This is a genomic window from Streptomyces sp. NPDC047880 (assembly GCF_040706515.1).
In the GTDB taxonomy this organism is placed as follows: Bacteria; Actinomycetota; Actinomycetes; order Streptomycetales; family Streptomycetaceae; genus Streptomyces.
Genome location: NZ_JBEZOK010000012.1, coordinates 138,559 through 157,695 on the forward strand (window position 1 = coordinate 138,559; position 19,137 = coordinate 157,695).

Sequence of the window (19,137 nt, forward strand, 5' to 3'; positions counted from 1 at the left end):
TAGTGCGGGCCTGCCCGGCCTACGAGCCCTTTGCCGACGTCAGCCCCTGGATCCTGCCCAGGATCGTCACCTTGCCCGGGCCCTTGGGGTCCAGTGCCACCTCGTTGGAGACGAACTCCATCGTGAGGGACTGCTTGATCTCGCCCTTCGTCAGGGCCAGGACGTCCTTGTTGGGGGCCGGGACGGACGTGCCCGCGTAGGCGGTCTGCTTCTCGTAGTGCCGGGTCGTGAAGAACACCAGTGCCCCGCCGTCCGTCGTGCGCAGCGCCAGCGGTGCGTAGTCGCCGTTCGTCAGCGGCTCGTCGATGTACTGGGTGACCATGCCCGGCTTCTTGCCGTTCTTCTCGCGCAGGGCGCGCCACCGGTTGGTGTGGACGCCGTCCGTGAAGGTCTCTCCGCCGCTCTTGAGGTACGTCGTGTACGACCGGCTCAGGTCGCCGGGGGCGGTGGCCAGGCCGGTGGAGTCGACCGGGACGGACTCGGCCCAGCCGTCGGCGTCCTTCTTGAACTGCGGGACCTTGCCCGGGGCGACGAGTGTCAGGTACGCCACCTGGAAGGGGTCGTCCAGGCTGCTGCGGGTGAAGACCAGCAGCCAGCGGGCGGTGCCGCCCTTGTTGCCGGCCGCGTCGGCGACGAACCAGCGGGGCCAGCCGGCCTTCTTGGGGATCGTGAACTTCGCGTCCGTCAGTTCCAGCGGGGTGTGGCGGGGGTTGCCGTCCGGGTTGTTCGCCTTCCCGGCCTTGAGGCGGGCCGAGTCGATGTCGGCGAGGGCGCCCGTGGTGTGGCCGGCGTCCAGGGTGCCGTCGTAGGCCTTGTCGGCCTCGTTGTACGCGGTCGTGAACTCCTGGAGGGCCTTGGCGGCTTCGGCGCGGGTCGTGGACGGGAGGACCTCCCGTTCGCCGTGCACGACGACGCATCCACTGGCCGTCAGCGACAAAGCGGTCACCGAGGTTGCTATGAGGGCGCTCCGGGCGGGCCTGCGGAGCGTTCGAGGGTCGCGATCCCTGCTCATCGGGTACCTTCACCTTCCCCTTTCCGGAGGCGAACCCTACCGGGTGCCTCCGGCGGTTGGGCCGGGGGTGGGGCTGAGGCCGGGGGTGCTTCCGGCTGCCGCCGGGTTGCGGGCCCACCCGGCCCGGTGCCGTCACACCTTGTCGCGTACCGGGGCCGGTGTCGTCGTCCGGGCGGGTGCCAGGAACAGGGCCAGGGTCGGGACCAAGTACAGGAGCCAGACCGCGACTTGGAGCGTGGTGGGGTCGGGCTGGAAGTTGAAGACACCCTTGAGGAGCGTGCCGTACCAGCTGTCCGGCGGGATCGTGCCGGAGATGTCGAAGGCCTTGTCGGTGAGGCCGGGCAGGAAGTCGGCCTCCTGGAGGTCGTGGAAGCCGTAGGCGAGGACGCCGGCCGCGACGACCACCAGCATGCCGCCGGTCCACGTGAAGAACTTCGCCAGGTTGATGCGCAGCGCGCCCCGGTAGAACAGCCAGCCCAGCAGGACCGCCGTGAGGAGGCCCAGGGCGACGCCCAGCAGGGGACGCGGGGTGCCGTCGCTCGCCGCGTGGACCGAGGCCCACACGAACAGGGCCGTCTCCAGGCCCTCCCGGCCCACCGCGAGGAACGCCGTGGCGACCAGTGCGCCGGTGCCCATCGCGAGGGCGGCGTCGAGCCGGCCGTGCAGTTCCGACTTCAGGTGCCGGGCCGTGCGGCGCATCCAGAACACCATCCACGTCACCAGGCCGACCGCGAGGATGGAGAGGGACCCGCCCAGGGCCTCCTGGGCCTGGAACGTCAGTTCCTGGGAGCCGAATTCGAGGGCGCAGCCGAAGCCGAACGCGAGGGCGATCGCGACGGCTATCCCGGCCCAGATCGGCTTCAGGGCGTCCCTGCGGCCGGTCTTGACGAGGTAGGCGATGAGGATGCAGACGACGAGGCTCGCCTCCAGGCCCTCGCGCAGACCGATCAGGTAGTTGGAGAACATCGGGTCTACGCCTCCTTGGAGAACAGCGTGCGGCCCCACCAGTCGTCCTTGTCACGGACGCCCGGCGGGACGGCGAAGAGGGCCGAACCCACGTGCTGGATGTACTCGTTGAGCGCGTCCACGGCCAGGCTGCGCTGAATGGGGATGAAGCCCTTGCGGACGTCACGCTGGAACGCCAGGAAGAACAGACCCGCGTCCAGGCGGCCGAGGCCGTCCGTACCGTCGGTGAAGGAGTAGCCCCGGCGCAGGATCGTCGCCCCGTGGTTGCTGTCGGGGTGTGCGAGCCGGACGTGGGCGTCGGGCTTCATCGCCTTCAGGAACGGCTCGTCGCGCTCCTTGGCCTTGCCGACCGGGGCGCCCTCGCCCTTGTCGCGGCCGAAGATGTCCTCCTGCTCCTGCAGCGAGGTGCGGTCCCAGGTCTCGATGTGCATGCGGATGCGGCGGGCGACCAGGTAGGAGCCGCCCTCCATCCAGGACGGGCCGTCCTTGCCGTCCACCCAGACGAACTTCTTCAGGCGGTCCGTCTCCGTGCCCGCGATGTTGCGGGTGCCGTCCTTGAAGCCCATCAGGTTGCGCGGTGTCTGCGCCTCGGGCGTGGTGGAGGAGGTCTTGCCGAAGCCGAGCTGCGACCACTTGATGACGACCTTGCCGAAGCCGATGCGCGCCAGGTTGCGGACGGCGTGCACCGCGACCTGGGGGTCGTCGGCGCAGGCCTGGATGCACAGGTCGCCGCCGCTGCGGTTCTTGTCCAGGTTGTCGCCCGCGAACTTCGGCAGGTCGACCAGGGCCTCCGGGCGGCGGTCCGCGAGGCCGAACTTCTCGAACAGCGACGGGCCGAAGCCGATCGTGAGGGTCAGACGGGAGGGCTTCAGGCCCAGCGCCTCGCCGGTGTCGTCCGGGGGAGCCTCGGCCAGGCCGCCGTAGGCGCCCTCGCCGACCGCGTGTCCGGCCGTCATGCGCCGGGCCGCCTCGGTCCAGTCCTTCAGCAGCTGGACGAAGGCCTCACGGTCGTCGGTCGTCACGTCGAACGCGGCGAAGTGCAGGCGGTCCTGGACCGGGGTGGCGATGCCCGCCTGGTGGGGGCCGTGGAAGGCGATCGCCGAGCCGGCCGACGGTGCGGCGTCGTCCTCGGTGCGGGCCATCGCCACCGCGCCGCCCGCCGCGGCCGCGCCGAGCGCCAGGCCGGCGCCGCCCCAGCCGAGCAGGGAACGGCGGCTGGGGGAGGGGGAGTTGCTGTCCGTCATCGTTACTTCACCACCGCTGCGGCGAGCTTCGACAGCGGCTCCGCCAAGGCGTTGACCGCGTCGGAGAGCTCCTTGCGGTCGGCCTTGCCGACCTTGTCGTACGAGGTGAAGTCGTACGACGTCGGGTTCGGGCGGTACTGGTCGAGCAGCTTGTCCAGGGCCGCGAACTGCTCGTCGAGTTCGGTGACGAGAGCCGCGTCGTTCTCCTTGGCGACCGGCTTCAGCAGGTCGTAGGACTTCTGCGCGCCCTCGACGTTGGCCTTGAAGTCGACCAGGTCGGTGTGCGAGTAGCGCTCCTCCTCGCCGGTGACCTTGCCGGTGGCGACCTCGTCGAGGAGTTCCTTGGCGCCGTTGGCCATGGAGGTGGGGGTGATCTCGGCCTTGCCGACCCGGTTCTGCCAGTCCTTCAGGTCCTTGATCAGCAGGCCGGCGAGGTCCTTCTCGCGGGTGCCGATCTTCTTGTCCTGCCAGAGGGCCTTCTCCAGGCGGTGCCAGCCCGTCCAGTCGGTGGCCGGGTCCTGGCCGTCCTCCAGGCCGTCCTCGCGGACGTCGACCTTGGGGTCGATGTCGCCGAACGACTCGGCGACCGGCTCGGTTCGCTCCCAGCCGATGCGCGAGGGGGCGTAGGCCTTCTTCGCCGCCTCCAGGTCGCCGTCCTGGACGGCCTTCGCGAACGCCTCGGCCTCCGGCAGGGTCTCGTCGGCCTGCGCTTGCACGTAGGCGCGGTAGGCGGCGACGGCCTTGTCCAGGCGCGGGTCGCGCTGGACGGCCTTGCCGCCGGTGGCCCTGACGGACTGGCGGATGCCGTCACCCTTCATGCCGGGCTTGCAGGCGATCTGGTAGTCGCCCGCCTTCACCTCGGCGGTGACCCGCTGCTTGGTGCCGGGGCCTATGTTCTCCCGCTCGGTGACCACGCGGTCGTCGGGGAAGAGCACGTAGACCTCGGTGACCTTGGAGCCCTTGTTCTCGACGGCCAGCTCCACGTGCCCGGCCGGGAACTCCTTCTTCGACACCTGGCACTTGTCGTCGGTCGCCGTCACGTTGATCACGTGGTCGTCGTCCTTGCCGTCGCTCTTCGCGGTGCAGCCGGTGACGGCGGCCAGGGCCGCCGCGGCGACGAGGACGGCGGAAGCGGGACGAGCGGGTCGCATGTGGGCTCCAGGAGAGAGGAAGGTGAGGCTCACCTAAGGACAGCTCATAAGGATGGCCTAGGTGGCTCAAAATCGCCCCCATGATTTGGTAAAGGGAAGGTCAAAGGTCGCGTTTCGGTGTGCCACCGGCATACGCCTCCGCCCGGCAGCGGAACGGCGGCCTCATGGACCCCGCCCGCCCCGGCGATGTTTGAATTCCCTCGTGACTGACTACGACGTGCTGCGCGTCTTCTGCGGGCCGAACGGTGGGTACGGCAACGAGCTCGGGGTCGTGCGCGAAGGGTCCGTGATGCCCGAGCGGGACGAACGGCAGGCGTTCGCCGCGAAGGTCGGGTTCAGCGAGACGGTGTTCGTCGACGACCCCGAGCGCGGGGTGATCGACATCTACACGCCCACGCTGCGGCTGCCCTTCGCCGGGCACCCCTGTGTCGGCACGGCCTGGCTGCTCGACGTGCCCGAGCTGGTCACCCCCGCCGGCGTGACCGGGGCCCGGCAGGACGGGGAGTTCTGCTGGATCGAGGCGCGGGCGGAGTGGGTGCCGCCGCGGACGCTGCGGCAGTACGGCAGCGCCGCCGAGGTCGACGACCTGGCCGTGCCGCCGCCGGGGGAGTGGGTGTACGCCTGGGCGTGGGAGGACGAGCCCGCCGGGCGGATCCGGGCCCGGGCCTTCCCCGGCCGGGGCGACGGCATCGACGAGGACGAGGCGACCGGGGCCGCCGCCCTGCTGCTCACCGACCGGCTGGGCCGGGCCCTCAACATCACGCAGGGGGCCGGGTCCCAGATCCTCACCGCCCCCCAGCCGGGCGGGTGGACCGAGGTCGGCGGCCGGGTGCGTCTGGAGCGCTGAGCCGGGCGGCGCGCGCCCCTCGGGTGGGACATCGCGGCACTCCGCGCCGTCGTCGTCGGCGGAGGCGGCACCCGGGGCCTCTCGTCGCGAGCGAGGGAGCCCCGCCCGTTCACGCCGTCAGGGGGAACTCCTCGCCCAGCGCCTCGAACATCCCGTTGTTCAGCCCGTAGGCCCGCTTGCACTCGGCCACGGTCCGCTGCCGCTCCAGTTCGTCGCCGGGCAGCGCGTCCAGCAGCTCGCAGTAGGTCCGCTTGAAGGCGGCCGGGTTGGGGATCTCCTCGAAGACGTAGAAGCGGACACCGGCGCCCTTCTTCGGGAAACCCCACGTCTTCTCGGCCGTGTCCCGGATGATCTGCCCGCCGGAGAGGTCGCCCATGTAGCGGGTGTAGTGGTGGGCGACGTACCCGGCCGGCCAGCTGCGGGCGCACACGCCGATCCGCTCCGCGTACTCCAGGGTGGCCGGCAGCGCACTGACCGTCGTCCGCCAGCCGGGGCCGCGCAGATGCTCCAGGTCCCGCTCCAGCGCCGCCACGCGGAACAGCTCCGGGCGGACGAAGGGGCCGGCCACCGGGTCCGCGGCCAGGTGCCGGGCGCCGGACTCCAGCGCCCCGTACACGAACCACAGCTGCTCCGTGTAGCGCGCGAACGCTTCCACCCCCAGTTTGCGCCCCAGCAGGTCGCCGATGAAGGACGAGCCCCTGACCTCCTCGTGCTGCTCGCGGGAAGCCGTCCGAAGAAGCGTCGAGAAGGATTCCATGGGCCCACTTTTCCCGACGGGCTGTCGGTAAAAACCCCACGCCGAAAACAAGGGCGGCCCGCCCTCGAAGGAGAGCGGGCCGTGCGGGAGCGTGCCTGGGTGCGGCTACGGGAGGGTGAGGATCTCCGCACCCGAGTCCGTGACCACCAGCGTGTGCTCGAACTGGGCCGTTCGCTTCCGGTCCTTCGTGACGACCGTCCAGCCGTCGTCCCACATGTCGTACTCGTGGGTGCCGAGCGTCAGCATCGGCTCGATCGTGAAGGTCATGCCGGGCTGGATGACCGTCGTCGCGTGCGGGCTGTCGTAGTGCGGGATGATCAGGCCCGAGTGGAAGGACGAGTTGATGCCGTGCCCGGTGAAGTCCCGGACCACCCCGTAGCCGAAGCGCTTGGCGTACGACTCGATGACCCGCCCGATGATGTTGATCTGCCGGCCCGGCTTGACCGCCTTGATCGCCCGCTCCAGCGACTCCCGGGTCCGCTCGACCAGCAGCCGCGACTCCTCGTCGACGTCACCCACCAGGTAGGTGGCGTTGTTGTCGCCGTGCACCCCGCCGATGTACGCCGTCACGTCGAGGTTGACGATGTCGCCGTCGCGCAGGACCGTCGAGTCCGGGATGCCGTGGCAGATGACCTCGTTGACGCTCGTGCACAGCGACTTCGGGAAGCCGCGATAGCCCAGCGTCGAGGGGTAGGCGCCGTGGTCGCACATGTACTCGTGCGCCACCTTGTCCAGCTCGTCCGTGGTCACCCCGGGCGCGATCAGCCTCGCCGCCTCCGCCATCGCCCGGGCCGCGATCCGGCCGGCGACCCGCATCGCCTCGATCGTCTCGGGCGTCTGCACCTCCGGTCCGGTGTACGGCGTCGGCGCGGGCTTGCCGACGTACTCGGGGCGGCGGATGTTTCCGGGCACGGAACGGATGGGGGACAGCTCCCCCGGTACGAGCAGCGACTGGCCAGACATGCCAGCGAGTCTAACCAGCGGCCATGGGGGAACATGACGATGGCGAGAGGAGCTGGTCATGGCCCTGTTCAAGAAGCGCACGGTCGGCAAACCGGGTGAGTGGTACTACTGCCTGGAGCACAAGAAGGTCGAAGAGGGGCCGGAGTGCCCCAACAAGGACCGGTTCGGGCCGTACGCCTCCCGCACGGAGGCCGAACACGCGATGGCGACCGCCCGCGAGCGCAACCTCCAGTGGGAGAACGATCCCAAGTGGCACGACGCTCCGGCGGGCAGCCGGGACGAGGAGAGCTGATCGCCACGGATGCCCCGGGCCGCGACCGTGCGGCCCGGGGCATCCGTGGCGTCCGGGAGCCTGCGTTCACGACCGAACGGCCCGGTGTCACCAGCGGGCCGGTGGCGGGGCCGTCAGGTGCTCCGCCAGCCGCGCCACCCGGTCCCGCAGCCGGCGCCGCCCCCGCGGGGTCGGCAGGAAGTTCTCCCCGGCCGCCGCGCTGACCAGGTGCTGCACCGTGTCGAGGTCCAGTTCCGAGCCGTCGGGGACGGCCAGGGTCTCGTGCGCCATGGACGGCAGCTCGCCCTCGCCCGGGCCGAGGGCCAGGACCGTCGCTCCCGCGCGCCGGGCGTCGGACACCCGTTCCAGGAGTGGCGCCGCGGGCCCCTCGGGGGCGACCACCAGCAGCGTCTCGCCGCGCCGGGCCGCCTCCAGCCGGCCCAGGCCGACCGCCAGATGCGCCGGATCGGAGGGACGCGCGTCGTGCCGTACCAGCGTCGGGGCCAGCTCCGGCGTGCCCGACCACGCGGCCTCGTCCACCAGATGCGCGGCCAGGTGCCACGGCTCGTACTCCCGCGTGCCGACGAGCAGCAGTCCGCCGCCGTGTGACACCGCCGAGCCGCGCAGCGCCCCGGCGAACCGCCGTGTGGCCCCCAGCCACTCCGTCCCGGCGAGCACTTCCCGCAGCAGCGCGACCCGTACCGCATCCATGGGACCGCATCCTGCCCCGCGCGCTCCCCGGTGACGCGGGGTTCGCCGCGCGTTCGCCCGGCCCGGGGAGGCCGACCGGTCACCTGTGCCGCCGTCGAACGACCGGCCGATCCCGGCGCGGCGGCGCGGTCGTAGAGTCGGGGCCATGACCTCTACCGACAGTGCTGCCACCGACAACGCCCAGAAGGCGCCCGCAAAGGACCCCTGGGACCTGCCCGACGTCTCCGGACTCGTGGTCGGGGTGCTCGGCGGAACCGGGCCGCAGGGCAAGGGCCTGGCCTACCGGCTCGCCAAGGCCGGCCAGAAGGTGATCATCGGCTCGCGGGCGGCCGAGCGCGCGCAGGCCGCCGCGGAGGAACTCGGCCACGGAGTCGAGGGCGCCGACAACGCCGAGACCGCGCGCCGCAGCGACATCGTGATCGTCGCCGTGCCGTGGGACGGCCACGGCAAGACCCTCGAGTCCCTGCGCGAGGAACTGGCCGGCAAGCTCGTCGTCGACTGCGTCAACCCGCTCGGCTTCGACAAGAAGGGCGCCTACGCCCTCAAGCCGGAGGAGGGCAGCGCCGCCGAGCAGGCCGCCGCCCTGCTGCCGGACTCCCGGGTCACGGCCGCCTTCCACCACCTGTCGGCCGTCCTGCTCCAGGACCCGGAGATCGACGCGATCGACACCGATGTGATGGTGCTCGGCGAGGTCCGGGCGGACGTGGAGATCGTCCAGGCCCTGGCCGGCCGCATCCCCGGCATGCGCGGCGTCTTCGCCGGACGGCTGCGCAACGCCCACCAGGTGGAGTCGCTGGTGGCCAACCTGATCTCCGTGAACCGCCGGTACAAGGCGCACGCGGGACTCCGCGTCACCGACGTGTGAGCCGCTGAGACACATGGGGGACACTGGACGGCACCAGCAGTGCCAGCAGTGTCCCCCTGACAGGAGCCGACCCTCATGCCCCGCCTCGCCGTCTACGCCCTGATCGTCTGCGTCCTCTCCGTGGCCGCAGCCGTGGTCTCCTTCGTGCGCGGAAGCTTCCTGGGGGTCGTCTGGGTGCTGCTCGCCGGGCTGTCGTCGAACATGGCCTGGTACTACCTCAAGCGCGCCAAGGCGCAGAGGTCGGCCACGCCCTGACCGTTTCCGTCACGGTGCCGCCTGGCAGAACTCGTTCGAACCCTGCCAGAAGCGGTACAGCTCCTGACCGCAGTACGTCTCGAAGTCGCTGATCCCGAGAGACTTCAGGATCGTGTCGATCACGTCGAAGAAGACGCCGTTGACCGCCGGCAGCCACAGCAGCGCGAACACGAACAGCAGGCCGAACGGCGCGAACGGCTCCACCTGGCGCCGGATGTTGTACGACAGCCAGGGCTCGATCACGCCGTAGCCGTCCAGGCCCGGCACCGGCAGGAAGTTCAGCAGCGCGGCCGTCACCTGGAGCAGCGCGAGGAAGGCGAGGGCGAACCGGAAGTCGTCCGGCACGCCGTCCAGCGCGCCCAGCCAGAACGGGGCGGTGCAGACCACGGCGAACAGCACGTTCGTCAGCGGGCCCGCCGCCGAGATCAGGCTGTGCTTCCAGCGGCCCCGGATCCGTCCCCGCTCGATGAACACGGCACCGCCGGGCAGGCCGATGCCGCCCATGATCACGAAGATCACCGGGAGCACGATGCTGAGCAGCGCGTGCGTGTACTTCAGCGGGTTCAGGGTCAGATAGCCCTTCGCGCCGACCGAGATGTCGCCGCTGTGCAGGGCGGTGCGCGCGTGCGCGTACTCGTGCAGGCACAGGGAGACGATCCACGCCGCCGTCACGAACAGGAACACGGCGACGCCGGGCTGCTCGGCGAAGCCGGTCCAGGTCGCCCATCCCGTGACCGCCGTCACGGCGAGGATCCCGACGAACACGGAACTGATCCGCCGCTCGCTGTGGCGGGTGGTGGCGGTGGTCATGGGGCTCCCTGCACTCGTCGACACGGGGTGGGACGGCCCGACGGTACCGGGCGCAGGTGAAAAACGTCTCGCGCGGGGCGGCCGGTTCCGGGGAGGGTGGGGGAATGGGGCTGTGGCACGTGATCTACGAGGACTGGCAGATGGAGTGCTGCGGCACGCCGTTCTCGGTGGGGGACGAGGTGAGTTGGCCCCTGCTCCTGGAGGCCGCCGACCAGGTGTTCGGCGGCGGCTGGCACGACCAGCTCAGCAAGGTGTGCGGGCCGGTGGAGGACGTCGGCGGCGTCCGGGTCGTGCGGGAGGAGACCGACCTCACGGTCGCCCTGGGAGCGGACCCCGACGACGAGGAGGACCGGCGGCCGGAGCAGGGTGACCGGATCCGGTCGGTCGGGCTGCTGTCCGTCGAGCGGCACGGCGCGCGGTGGCACGAGGCCGGCGGCCGGGTGCGGGCCGTGCAGGTGCTCACGCAGGCCTACGCGGAGACCGCGCCCGGCTCGCGCACGTGGGAGCCGGTGCCGGGGGAACGGCGGCTGCGCCTGGTGGAGCGGTGCCCGAAGTGGTTCAGCGACGGGCCCGAGGAACAGGGGCGGCAGTGGAGGGAGTCGGGCGTGGTGGTGACCCTGGAGGTGCCTGGCACGGACTCCTGGCTCTCCCACGCCCTGCGCGAGGCCCGGGGCATCCCGCACCGGGGAGCCGCGCCCGGCACGGAGACGGAGGGTCTGCCCGCGGCGGAACTGGCGCTCCTGCTGGAGAAACTGAGCACGGCGGCGACCCCGCCGAAACACCGCGACCGGCCCAGGCGCCGACATGGGTGAACACGGTGGTCCCCCTTCTCCCGTCGGCCCTGTCGGCCTCACCGGCCGGGTCGCCCGCCCCCGTAGACCGGTCAGTGGTCGCCCGTCATCTACGCCGGAACACGGTGGTCCCCCTTCTCCCGTCGGCCCTGTCGGCCTCACCGGCCGGGTCGCCCGCCCCCGTAGACCGGTCAGTGGTCGCCCGTCGCCTACGCCGGAACACGGTGGCGCCCTCGTTCCCGTCGGTCCTGTCGGCCTCACCGGCCCGGCCCCGCACCCACAGGCCGGTCGACGGCGCCCGCTGCACACCCCCACCAGCCGTCGCCGCGGCGTGGGGCCGTCGTGACCGGCCTCATGCCACCGGAGACAATGGACCCCGTGCGCTACCGCATCCTCGGCACCACGCAAGCGCTCCGCAGTGACGGGACGGCCGTCCCGGTCGGCGGGGCGCGGTTGCGTGCGCTGCTGACCGTGCTCGCGCTGCGGGCCGGACGGACCGTGCCCGCGGCACTGCTCGTCGACGAGGTGTGGGGCGGGCAGCCGCCCGCCGACGCGCCGGGGGCGCTGCAAGCACTGGTCGGACGGCTGCGCAGGGCGCTCGGCGCCGACGCGGTCGCCTCCGTCGAGGGCGGGTACCGGCTCACCGCCGCGCCCGACGACGTCGACCTGCACCGGTTCGAGCGGCTGGCCGGCGAGGGGCTGCGGACGCTGGCGGACGGCGACCCCGCCAAGGCGGCCGAGGTCCTCGACGACGCCCTCGCCCTCTGGCACGGCCCGGTCCTCGCCGACCTGCCCGACCGCACCGCCGAGGCGGCCCGCCGGGATACCCGCCGCCTGGACGTGCTGCGCGCCCGTCACACCGCCGCCCTCGCCCTCGGCAAGGCCGAGCAGTCCCTGCCGGAACTGACCGCCCTGTGCGACATCCACCCCCTGGACGAGCCCCTCCAGACCCTGCGTCTGCGCGCCCTGCGGGACGCCGGCCGTACGGCGGAGGCGCTGGACGCCTACGAGGACGTGCGGCGCCTCCTCGCCGACCGTCTCGGCGCCGACCCGGGGCCGGAACTGCGCTCCCTGCACGCGGAGTTGCTCCGTCTCGGCGACACTCCCGCGCCTTCGCCCGCCGCCCGGAGGCGCAGCGGCCCCGCCGGGAACCTCCGTGCCCGCCTCACCTCGTTCATCGGCCGGGAGAGCGACATCGAGACCATCCGCGGGGACCTCGCGGCGGCCCGGCTGGTCACCCTGCTGGGGCCCGGCGGAGCCGGGAAGACCCGCCTGTCGCAGGAGGCCGCCGAGTCCGTGCGCGAGGCCATGCCCGGCGGCGTGTGGCTGGCCGAACTCGCCCCGGTCGACGACCCCGACGCCGTCCCCGAGGCCGTGCTCACCGCCCTCGGCGCCCGCGAGACCGTGCTGTACGGCGCCGGTGCCGACGGCATCCGCGCCGCCGTCGCCGACCGGCTGGACGACCCCGTCGAGCGGCTCGCCGAGCACTGCTCCCGGCCCCGCATGCTGCTGATCCTCGACAACTGTGAGCACGTCGCCGACGCCGCCGCCCGCCTCGCCGAGGAGCTGCTGGCGCGCTGCCCCGACCTCACCGTCCTGGCCACCAGCCGTGAACCCCTCGGCGTACCGGGGGAGTTGCTGCGCCCGGTGGAGCCGCTTCCCGAGCCGGTCGCGCTGCGGCTGCTCGCCGACCGGGGCGCGGCGGCCCGGCCCGGCTTCCGGACCGAGGAGGACCCGGGGGCGTGCGCCGAGATCTGCCGGCGTCTCGACGGCCTGCCGCTGGCCATCGAACTCGCCGCCGCCCGCCTGCGGATGCTCACCCCCCGCCAGATCGCCGACCGGCTCGACGACCGCTTCCGTCTCCTCACCTCCGGCAACCGCACCGTCCTGCCCCGTCAGCAGACCCTCAGAGCCGTCGTCGACTGGTCCTGGGACCTGCTCGACGAGGACGAACGGGACGTCCTGCGGCGGCTGTCGGTGTTCGCCGGCGGCTGCGACCTGCCCGCCGCCGAGGCCGTGTGCGGACCGACCGCCCTGGAGGCGCTCGGCTCCCTCGTCGACCGCTCCCTGGTCGTGGCCGCCCCGCCCCGCGAGTCCGCCGACGGGGAGATGCGCTACCGGCTCCTGGAGACCGTCGCCGAGTACGCCGCCGAACGGCTGGACGAGTCCGGGCAGCGCGCCGCCGCCGAGCGCGCCCACCTGACGTACTTCCGCGAACTCGCCCGCACCACCGACCCGTTGCTGCGCGGCCGGGACCAGCTCACCGCCATCCGCCGGCTGGAGCGCGAGTACGAGAACCTGCGCACCGCGCTGCGCCACGCCGTCGTCCTGCGCGACGAGCAGGAGGCGCTGTGCCTGGCGCTGTCCCTCGTCTGGTACTGGCAGATGCGCGACCTGCGCATCGAGGCCCGCAACTGGTGCGGCGAGGTCATGGCGCTCGGCCCGGACCCCTTCACCGAGCCCGTCCGCCCCGCCGCCGCGGTGTGGCAGCGCTGCACCGACGCCCCGCCCCCGATGACCGGCGAGGTCCTGCGGGAGGCCCGGCGCGGTATCCACCTGGCCCATCTGGCCTGCATGGACACCGAGCTGGACGCCTGGCAGAACGACCGGTCCCAGCAGAAGCTGCGGACCATCGCCGCCACGTACGAGCCCGGCCTGCCGCAGAACTGCCGCATGCCCGGCCTGCTCTGGTTCTTCGCCGTGATGCTGACCGGCGACATGGACCGGCTGCGCGTGATCATCGACGCGTCCATCCGCACCTGCCGGCAGACCCCGGGCTTCGACTGGGAGCTGGCCTCCGGCCTCCAGATGCGGGCCAACTTCCTCGCCAACCGCTCCGACTGGGCGGGCGACGCCGCCCGTGACGCCGACGAGGCGCTGGAGATCCACCGGCGCCTCGGCGACGCCTGGGGCACCGCCGAGGCGCTCTCCGCCCGTGCCGAGGCCCACGAACGCAAGGGCCACTACGCCCTGGCCGCCGCCGACTACGAGGCGGCCATCGCGCACGCCGAGCAGCTGGGCGCCCGCGCCCAGGCGGCGGTGCTCAGCGCCCGGCTGGGCAGCGCGCTGCTGGAAGCGGGTGAGGGCGAACGCGGTGAGCGGCTGCTGCGCGAGGTGATCGCCCAGCGCGAGGACTCGCACAGCGAGGCCATGCCCGCCGCCCGGCTGTTCCTCGCGGGGCGGCTCGGCATGACGGGCCGTGTCACCGAGGCGCGCGAGCAACTGCGGCGGCTGCGCCAGGACTTCCGTATCGCCCACTTCATCGTCTTCGACACGTTCATCCTGGCGACCGAGGCATGGCTGGACGCCGTGGAGGGACGGTACGAGGACTGCCTGGAGCGGATCCGCAAAGGGATCGAGCGGGCCACCGACCCGCTGTCCGAGGCCATCGCGCCCCATATGCGCTCGGGCTACCTGGTCATCGGAGCCTGGGCGCTGGCCGCCTCCGACGGCGGGCGGCGCGCCGCGGACGCGGCCCGTTGCCTGGGCGCCTTCGACGCCCTGCTGCCGCCCGGCCATGTCTCCCAGTCGCAGGAGCGCGAGACTCGCGAGCAGGCGGAGCGGCACACCAGGGCGTTGCTGGGCGACCAGGCGTACGAGACCGCGTACGCCGAGGGCGGCGGCCTGTCCATCGAGGAGGCCACCGCCCTGCTCTGACGCGGATCGGCCAGGTCCGGCCCGGTCAGCTCTTGGTCCGGAACTTGTGGATCGCGACGGGCGCCATCACCGCCGTGATGGCCACCGACCAGCCGAGCGTCACCCACAGGTCGTGGGCGACCGGCCCGCCCACCATCAGTCCGCGCGCGGCGTCCGCGAGCGTGGACAGCGGGTTGTAGTCGGTGAAGGTCTGCAGCCAGCCCGGCATCGACGTCGTCGGTGCGAAGATCGACGAGCCGAACTGGAGCGGGAACAGCACCAGGAAGCCCATCGCCTGAACGGACTGGGCGTTCTTCATCATCACGCCCAGGGTGAGGAACACCCACATGATCGACGAGGCGAACGCGGTGGACAGGGCCACGGCCGCGAACAGCCCGGGCCAGTCGGTGATGTCGTACCCGACCGCCACGGCGACGATCATCAGCACGGCGGTCGCGAACAGCATCCGCAGCAGTTCCACGGAGATCTTCGCGAACAGGACCGAGCCGCGCCCGATGGGCAGGGACCGGAAGCGGTCCATGACACCGGAGTTGAAGTCCTGGCTGAAGCCGGTGCCGACGCCCTGGGACAGCGTCATGCTCATCATCGCGATCATGCCGGGGATCACGTACTGCACGTAGCGGTCCTGCCCGCCGCCCAGCGCCTGCCCGATCGAGCCGCCGAAGACGAACACGAACAGCAGGGTGAAGATGACCGGCATCAGCAGCGCGTCGGCCATCGACTCCGGGTCCTGGCGGATCCACAGCAGGTTGCGGCGGACGAGGGCACCGGTGTGCCGCAGGTGCCCGCGCAGCGAGATGCGCGCGTCGTCGGTGGTCGCCGGGCTGGGAAGGGTGGTGGCGCTCATACGGCGACCTCCTCGCGGTCCTGGGTGGGCGTGGTGTCCTGCGGGGCACCGGCACGGTGGCCGGTGAGGGACAGGAACACCTCGTCCAGGCTGGGCAGTTCGGTGGTGACTGCGGCGAGCGTGATGCCGCGGGCCGTGACGGCGCCGACGGCGGCGGTCAGCTGCTCGTCGCTGAGGATCGGGACGAGGAGGGTGCCGGAGTCGGTGTCCACGGTGGTGGCCGCGAGTCCGGTGATGCCGAGATCGTCGAGGTGCGCGGCGAGCGGCCGCAGGTGGAGGGCGTCGGCCGGCCGGATCCGCAGGGTCCGCCCGCCGACCTTGGCCTTGAGCTCCTCGATGCCGCCGCCCGCGACGACTTTGCCCTTGTCCACGACCGTGAGCTCGGAGGCGAGCTGCTCGGCCTCCTCCATGTACTGCGTGGTCAGCAGGACGGTCACACCGTCGCCGACCATGGCCTTGACCTCGTCCCACACCTCGTTGCGGGTGCGCGGGTCGAGCCCGGTGGTCGGTTCGTCGAGGAACAGCACGTCGGGCCGCCCGATCATGGAGGCCGCCAGGTCGAGGCGGCGTCGCATGCCACCGGAGTAGGTGCTCGCGGGCCGCTTGGCGGCCTCGGTCAGGGAGAACCGCTCCAGCAGCTCGTCGGCCCGCGCGCGTGCCTCCTTGCGGGGCAGGTCGAGCAGCCGGCCGATCATGTACAGGTTCTCCCAGCCGGGCAGCTTCTCGTCGACGGAGGCGTACTGGCCGGTGAGCCCTATCACCCGCCGCAGCTGCCGCGGCTGCCGTACGACGTCGTACCCGGCCACCGTGGCCTGCCCCGCGTCGGGCGCGAGCAGTGTGGACAGGATCCGCACGAGGGTGGTCTTCCCGGCCCCGTTCGGCCCGAGCACCCCCATCACGGTGCCTTCCCGCACGTCCAGGTCGACCCCGTCCAGGGCCTTGGTCTCCCCGTAGTGCTTCACCAGCCCCCGCACGGTGACAGCGGCGCCGCCGGTTCGTGTGTCGATTCGCGTCATGACACAGACGCTCCCAGGCCCCACCGACAAATCACCGACAAGCCGCCGACAGCCCTCCGACGTACAACGCAACCGTCCGATGACGCACATGGCCACCGTTGATTGAGGAACCCCGACGGCGAGCAACCACCTCCGCGAGAACGGCGCCGGCTCAGGCGCGAAAAAGGACAGCCCGTCGGCTGGGGGAAGGCCGACGGGCTGTCGTGGTACCGCTGTGGCTCTCTAGTGGACGGAGTTCTCCTCCTGCGGGAACGTTCCGCCGACGACCTCGTCCGCGAACGCCTTCACCGCGTCGCCCATGACCTCACGCAGGTTGGCGTACTGCTTCACGAACTTCGGCACCCGCCCGCCGGTCAGGCCCAGCATGTCGGTCCACACCAGCACCTGCGCGTCGGTCTCGGGGCCCGCCCCGATGCCGACGGTCGGGATGTGCAGCACCCGCGTCACCTCGGCGGCCAGCTCCGCGGGAACCAGCTCCAGCACCACCGCGAACGCACCCGCGTCCTGCACGGCCTTCGCGTCCCGCAGCAGCTGCTGTGCGGCCTCCTCGCCCCGCCCCTGCACGCGGTAGCCCATGGCGTTGACCGACTGCGGGGTCAGCCCGATGTGGGCCATGACCGGGATGCCGGACTCGACGAGCAGCCGGATCTGCTCGTGTGACCGCTCGCCCCCCTCCAGCTTCACGGCCTGCACGCCCGCCTCCTTCACCAGCCGGGTCGCCGAGCGCAGCGCCTGCACCGGACCCTCCTGGTAGGAGCCGAAGGGCAGGTCGCCGACGATCAGGGCCCGGGAGGTGCCCCGTACGACCGCCGCCGACAGCATCGTCATCTCGTCGAGGGTGACGGGCACGGTCGTCTCGTACCCGAGGTGGCAGTTGCCCGCCGAGTCGCCGACGAGCATCACCGGGATCCCGGCCTCGTCGAACACGGAGGCGGTCATCGCGTCGTACGCGGTGAGCATGGGCCACTTCTCGCCGCGCTCCTTGGCGGCGGCGATGTCGCGCACGGTGATGCGACGGGTGCCCTTGCCCCCGTACAGCGCCTTGCCGCTGCCGGAGGACTTCTTCTGAGCAGTCTGGGCAGCCGGAAGCTGCGTCATTGCACGGCTCCTATCACGTCATCTCGAGGCGCCCTGACGGCGTCCCCGGACCACGTCCATGGTGGCACCTCGTGCCATCGAGGGCTAGGGGAGCCCCTGTGAGTTCCGCACCCGGGCGCCGACGGGCGGCATCCGGATCACGCCCCCGGGTGCCGCAGGGCGTGACCCGGGCCGCGGCCCCGCGAAGCCCGCACCGCATGAGCCGCGTAAGATCTCGGTAAGAGATTTCCGATACGAGACGGTCTCGTATCGAAAAGGTTCTAGGCTCGCCCCCATGACTACTCCTGCCGACCCGGCCGCCCCCACCGGCCCGCGCGTACCGGAAGCGGTGCACCGGCGCCGCTGGGCGATCCTCGGCGTGCTGATGCTGAGCCTGCTGATCGTCGTGCTCGACAACTCGATCCTGAACGTCGCCATCAAAACGATCTCCACCCCTGCCCCGACCGGCCTGGGCGCCACGCAGAGCGAACTGGAATGGGCGATCAACGCCTACACCCTCGTCTTCGCGGGCCTGCTGTTCACCGCCGGGCTGCTCGGTGACCGGCTGGGCCGCAAGAAGGTCCTGCTCGGCGGTCTCGCCGTGTTCGGCCTCGGTTCGGCTCTCGCCGCGTTCTCCGGCTCGCCGGGCGAGCTGATCACCTTCCGTGCGGTGATGGGCCTGGGCGCCGCGTTCGTGATGCCCGCCACCCTCGCCGTCCTCATGAACGTCTTCGAGCGCGACGAGCAGCCGAAGGCCATCGGTATCTGGGCGGGCGGCGTCGGACTCGCCATCGCCATCGGCCCGATCACCGGTGGCGTACTGCTCGACCATTTCTGGTGGGGCTCGGTCTTCCTCATCAACGTGCCGATCGTGCTGCTCGCGCTCGCGCTGATGCTCTGGCTGGTGCCCGACTCGCGCGACCCGCACCCCGGCCGGGTCGACCCCGTCGGCGTGGTGCTGTCGGTCGTCGGCCTGGTCCTGCTCGTCTACGGCATCATCAAGGGCGGCCAGCTCGCCGACTTCACCGACGCCACCGTGCTGTCCACCATCGGTGCCGGTCTCGCCGTGCTCGTCGCCTTCGTCGTCTTCGAGAAGCGCAGCGACCACCCGTCGATAGACGTCACGTACTTCAAGAACAAGGTCTTCTCGGCCGCCATCGCCGCCATCGCGCTGGTCTTTTTCGCCCTGATGGGCGTGACCTTCTTCTCCGTCTTCTACACCCAGAGCGTGCGCGGCTACTCGCCGCTGCAGACCGGTCTGCTGATGCTGCCGCTGGCCGCCGCCCAGATGATCTTCGCGCCGCGCGCCCGTCTGGTCGTCGACCGCTTCGGCAACAAGGCCACGACCACGGCCGGCCTGCTCGTCATCGCCGCCATGCTGGCCGCCTTCGCCGCCCTGGACGCGGACACCCCCATCTGGATCCTGGAAGTGATCTTCTTCCTGATGGGCGCCGGCATGGCCCACATCATGACGCCCGTCAGCGTCGTCATCATGCAGGCCCTGCCCCGCGAGAAGGCCGGCTCCGCCTCCGCGCTCAGCAACACGTTCCGGCAGGTCGGCGGCGCCCTCGGCATCGCCGTCCTCGGCTCGGTGCTGTCCACGGCGTACCGCACGGGCATCGAGGACGAGCTCGGCGCGCTCCCCCCGGCGCTGCGCCACACCGCGGGCGAGTCCATCGAGGCCACCCTCGGCATCGCGGACAAGCTGGGCCCGCGGGGCGCGTCCCTGGTCGCCCCGGCGCACGACGCGTTCCTGCACGCCATGCACGTCACGGCCCTGTGGGGCGCGGGCGTCGCCGTGCTCGGCGCGGTCGTCGTGGCGCTGTTCCTCCCGGGCAGGCCGCCGGCGGCCCAGGGGGCGCAGGACGGCCAGGAGTTGTCGCACACCAGGTCGTAG

18 protein-coding genes are annotated in these 19,137 nt (G+C 71.9%); 7 read left to right on the forward strand and 11 right to left on the reverse strand.

Annotated elements, in window-relative coordinates; translation table 11 throughout:
• Window positions 1–19: 19 nt before the first annotated feature.
• The 4 genes from AB0937_RS19930 to efeO form a co-directional block, all read right to left on the reverse strand.
• A complete protein-coding gene (locus AB0937_RS19930; RefSeq protein ID WP_366713332.1) occupies window positions 20–1,012 on the reverse strand; it encodes a hypothetical protein in 993 nt (330 codons plus the stop codon).
• Between the two features lie 132 nt (window positions 1,013–1,144).
• Window positions 1,145–1,978 carry an iron uptake transporter permease EfeU gene (gene efeU / locus AB0937_RS19935; RefSeq protein WP_366713334.1) on the reverse strand — a complete coding sequence of 278 codons (834 nt, stop codon included), beginning with the start codon at window positions 1,976–1,978 and terminating at the stop codon, window positions 1,145–1,147.
• 5 nt (window positions 1,979–1,983) lie between these two features.
• A complete protein-coding gene (gene efeB, locus AB0937_RS19940) occupies window positions 1,984–3,222 on the reverse strand; it encodes an iron uptake transporter deferrochelatase/peroxidase subunit (RefSeq protein WP_366713336.1) in 1,239 nt (412 codons plus the stop codon).
• Between the two features lie 2 nt (window positions 3,223–3,224).
• Window positions 3,225–4,373, reverse strand: a complete 1,149-nt coding sequence (efeO, locus tag AB0937_RS19945; RefSeq protein WP_366713338.1) for an iron uptake system protein EfeO — start codon at window positions 4,371–4,373, stop codon at window positions 3,225–3,227.
• A gap of 202 nt (window positions 4,374–4,575) precedes the next feature.
• Here efeO and AB0937_RS19950 point away from each other — a divergent pair, with 202 nt between their 5' ends.
• Window positions 4,576–5,220 (forward strand): PhzF family phenazine biosynthesis protein, encoded by a 645-nt coding sequence (locus AB0937_RS19950; RefSeq protein WP_366713340.1) that lies wholly within the window; start codon window positions 4,576–4,578, stop codon window positions 5,218–5,220.
• Window positions 5,221–5,329: 109 nt separating this feature from the next.
• Here AB0937_RS19950 and AB0937_RS19955 read toward each other — a convergent pair whose 3' ends face one another.
• Window positions 5,330–5,977 carry a biliverdin-producing heme oxygenase gene (locus AB0937_RS19955; RefSeq protein WP_366713342.1) on the reverse strand — a complete coding sequence of 216 codons (648 nt, stop codon included), beginning with the start codon at window positions 5,975–5,977 and terminating at the stop codon, window positions 5,330–5,332.
• Window positions 5,978–6,082: 105 nt separating this feature from the next.
• The gene (gene map, locus AB0937_RS19960) at window positions 6,083–6,940 is read right to left on the reverse strand and encodes a type I methionyl aminopeptidase (protein ID WP_366713344.1); all 858 of its coding nucleotides are present in this window, start codon (window positions 6,938–6,940) and stop codon (window positions 6,083–6,085) included.
• 58 nt (window positions 6,941–6,998) lie between these two features.
• Between map and AB0937_RS19965 the strand changes: the two genes are divergently transcribed.
• Window positions 6,999–7,232, forward strand: a complete 234-nt coding sequence (locus tag AB0937_RS19965) for a hypothetical protein (RefSeq protein ID WP_366713345.1) — start codon at window positions 6,999–7,001, stop codon at window positions 7,230–7,232.
• An 87-nt stretch (window positions 7,233–7,319) separates the two neighbouring features.
• Here AB0937_RS19965 and AB0937_RS19970 read toward each other — a convergent pair whose 3' ends face one another.
• Window positions 7,320–7,922: a hypothetical protein gene (locus tag AB0937_RS19970; protein WP_366713346.1), complete on the reverse strand. Its 603-nt coding sequence runs from the start codon at window positions 7,920–7,922 to the stop codon at window positions 7,320–7,322.
• 145 nt (window positions 7,923–8,067) lie between these two features.
• Here AB0937_RS19970 and npdG point away from each other — a divergent pair, with 145 nt between their 5' ends.
• Entirely contained in the window at window positions 8,068–8,787 is a 720-nt protein-coding gene (gene npdG / locus AB0937_RS19975; RefSeq protein ID WP_366713347.1) for an NADPH-dependent F420 reductase, read from the forward strand.
• Between the two features lie 75 nt (window positions 8,788–8,862).
• A complete protein-coding gene (locus AB0937_RS19980; protein ID WP_366713349.1) occupies window positions 8,863–9,042 on the forward strand; it encodes a hypothetical protein in 180 nt (59 codons plus the stop codon).
• A 9-nt stretch (window positions 9,043–9,051) separates the two neighbouring features.
• Here the strand turns inward: AB0937_RS19980 and AB0937_RS19985 are convergent, their stop codons facing one another.
• Window positions 9,052–9,852: a site-2 protease family protein gene (locus tag AB0937_RS19985; RefSeq protein ID WP_366713351.1), complete on the reverse strand. Its 801-nt coding sequence runs from the start codon at window positions 9,850–9,852 to the stop codon at window positions 9,052–9,054.
• A 104-nt stretch (window positions 9,853–9,956) separates the two neighbouring features.
• On the opposite strand from AB0937_RS19985, the gene AB0937_RS19990 reads away from it, so the two are divergent.
• On the forward strand, window positions 9,957–10,664 hold the full coding sequence (locus AB0937_RS19990) for a DUF6578 domain-containing protein (protein ID WP_366713353.1): 708 nt from the start codon (window positions 9,957–9,959) through the stop codon (window positions 10,662–10,664).
• Between the two features lie 348 nt (window positions 10,665–11,012).
• Window positions 11,013–14,300, forward strand: coding sequence for a BTAD domain-containing putative transcriptional regulator (locus AB0937_RS19995; protein ID WP_366713430.1), 3,288 nt, complete (start codon window positions 11,013–11,015; stop codon window positions 14,298–14,300).
• Between the two features lie 25 nt (window positions 14,301–14,325).
• On the opposite strand, the gene AB0937_RS20000 is transcribed toward AB0937_RS19995, so the two are convergent.
• The 3 genes from AB0937_RS20000 to panB form a co-directional block, all read right to left on the reverse strand.
• Window positions 14,326–15,147, reverse strand: coding sequence for an ABC transporter permease (locus AB0937_RS20000; RefSeq protein ID WP_366713354.1), 822 nt, complete (start codon window positions 15,145–15,147; stop codon window positions 14,326–14,328).
• A complete protein-coding gene (locus AB0937_RS20005; RefSeq protein ID WP_366713356.1) occupies window positions 15,144–16,163 on the reverse strand; it encodes an ATP-binding cassette domain-containing protein in 1,020 nt (339 codons plus the stop codon). Before AB0937_RS20005 ends, AB0937_RS20000 begins: the two co-directional genes overlap by 4 nt.
• A gap of 222 nt (window positions 16,164–16,385) precedes the next feature.
• Window positions 16,386–17,261, reverse strand: a complete 876-nt coding sequence (panB, locus tag AB0937_RS20010) for a 3-methyl-2-oxobutanoate hydroxymethyltransferase (protein WP_366713358.1) — start codon at window positions 17,259–17,261, stop codon at window positions 16,386–16,388.
• Window positions 17,262–17,535: 274 nt separating this feature from the next.
• Here panB and AB0937_RS20015 point away from each other — a divergent pair, with 274 nt between their 5' ends.
• Window positions 17,536–19,137, forward strand: a complete 1,602-nt coding sequence (locus AB0937_RS20015) for an MFS transporter (RefSeq protein WP_366713359.1) — start codon at window positions 17,536–17,538, stop codon at window positions 19,135–19,137.

Excerpts from the sequence above, each read along its gene's own strand:
- AB0937_RS19930 (WP_366713332.1), bottom strand. The coding sequence starts at position 1,012 with ATGAGCAGGGATCGCGACCCTCGAACGCTCCGCAGGCCCGCCCGGAGC.
- efeU (WP_366713334.1), bottom strand. The coding sequence starts at position 1,978 with ATGTTCTCCAACTACCTGATCGGTCTGCGCGAGGGCCTGGAGGCGAGC.
- efeB (WP_366713336.1), bottom strand. The coding sequence starts at position 3,222 with ATGACGGACAGCAACTCCCCCTCCCCCAGCCGCCGTTCCCTGCTCGGC.
- efeO (WP_366713338.1), bottom strand. The coding sequence starts at position 4,373 with ATGCGACCCGCTCGTCCCGCTTCCGCCGTCCTCGTCGCCGCGGCGGCC.
- AB0937_RS19955 (WP_366713342.1), bottom strand. The coding sequence starts at position 5,977 with ATGGAATCCTTCTCGACGCTTCTTCGGACGGCTTCCCGCGAGCAGCAC.
- map (WP_366713344.1), bottom strand. The coding sequence starts at position 6,940 with ATGTCTGGCCAGTCGCTGCTCGTACCGGGGGAGCTGTCCCCCATCCGT.
- AB0937_RS19965 (WP_366713345.1), top strand. The coding sequence starts at position 6,999 with ATGGCCCTGTTCAAGAAGCGCACGGTCGGCAAACCGGGTGAGTGGTAC.
- AB0937_RS19970 (WP_366713346.1), bottom strand. The coding sequence starts at position 7,922 with ATGGATGCGGTACGGGTCGCGCTGCTGCGGGAAGTGCTCGCCGGGACG.
- npdG (WP_366713347.1), top strand. The coding sequence starts at position 8,068 with ATGACCTCTACCGACAGTGCTGCCACCGACAACGCCCAGAAGGCGCCC.
- AB0937_RS19980 (WP_366713349.1), top strand. The coding sequence starts at position 8,863 with ATGCCCCGCCTCGCCGTCTACGCCCTGATCGTCTGCGTCCTCTCCGTG.
- AB0937_RS19985 (WP_366713351.1), bottom strand. The coding sequence starts at position 9,852 with ATGACCACCGCCACCACCCGCCACAGCGAGCGGCGGATCAGTTCCGTG.
- AB0937_RS19990 (WP_366713353.1), top strand. The coding sequence starts at position 9,957 with ATGGGGCTGTGGCACGTGATCTACGAGGACTGGCAGATGGAGTGCTGC.
- AB0937_RS19995 (WP_366713430.1), top strand. The coding sequence starts at position 11,013 with ATGGACCCCGTGCGCTACCGCATCCTCGGCACCACGCAAGCGCTCCGC.
- AB0937_RS20000 (WP_366713354.1), bottom strand. The coding sequence starts at position 15,147 with ATGAGCGCCACCACCCTTCCCAGCCCGGCGACCACCGACGACGCGCGC.
- AB0937_RS20005 (WP_366713356.1), bottom strand. The coding sequence starts at position 16,163 with ATGACGCGAATCGACACACGAACCGGCGGCGCCGCTGTCACCGTGCGG.
- panB (WP_366713358.1), bottom strand. The coding sequence starts at position 17,261 with ATGACGCAGCTTCCGGCTGCCCAGACTGCTCAGAAGAAGTCCTCCGGC.
- AB0937_RS20015 (WP_366713359.1), top strand. The coding sequence starts at position 17,536 with ATGACTACTCCTGCCGACCCGGCCGCCCCCACCGGCCCGCGCGTACCG.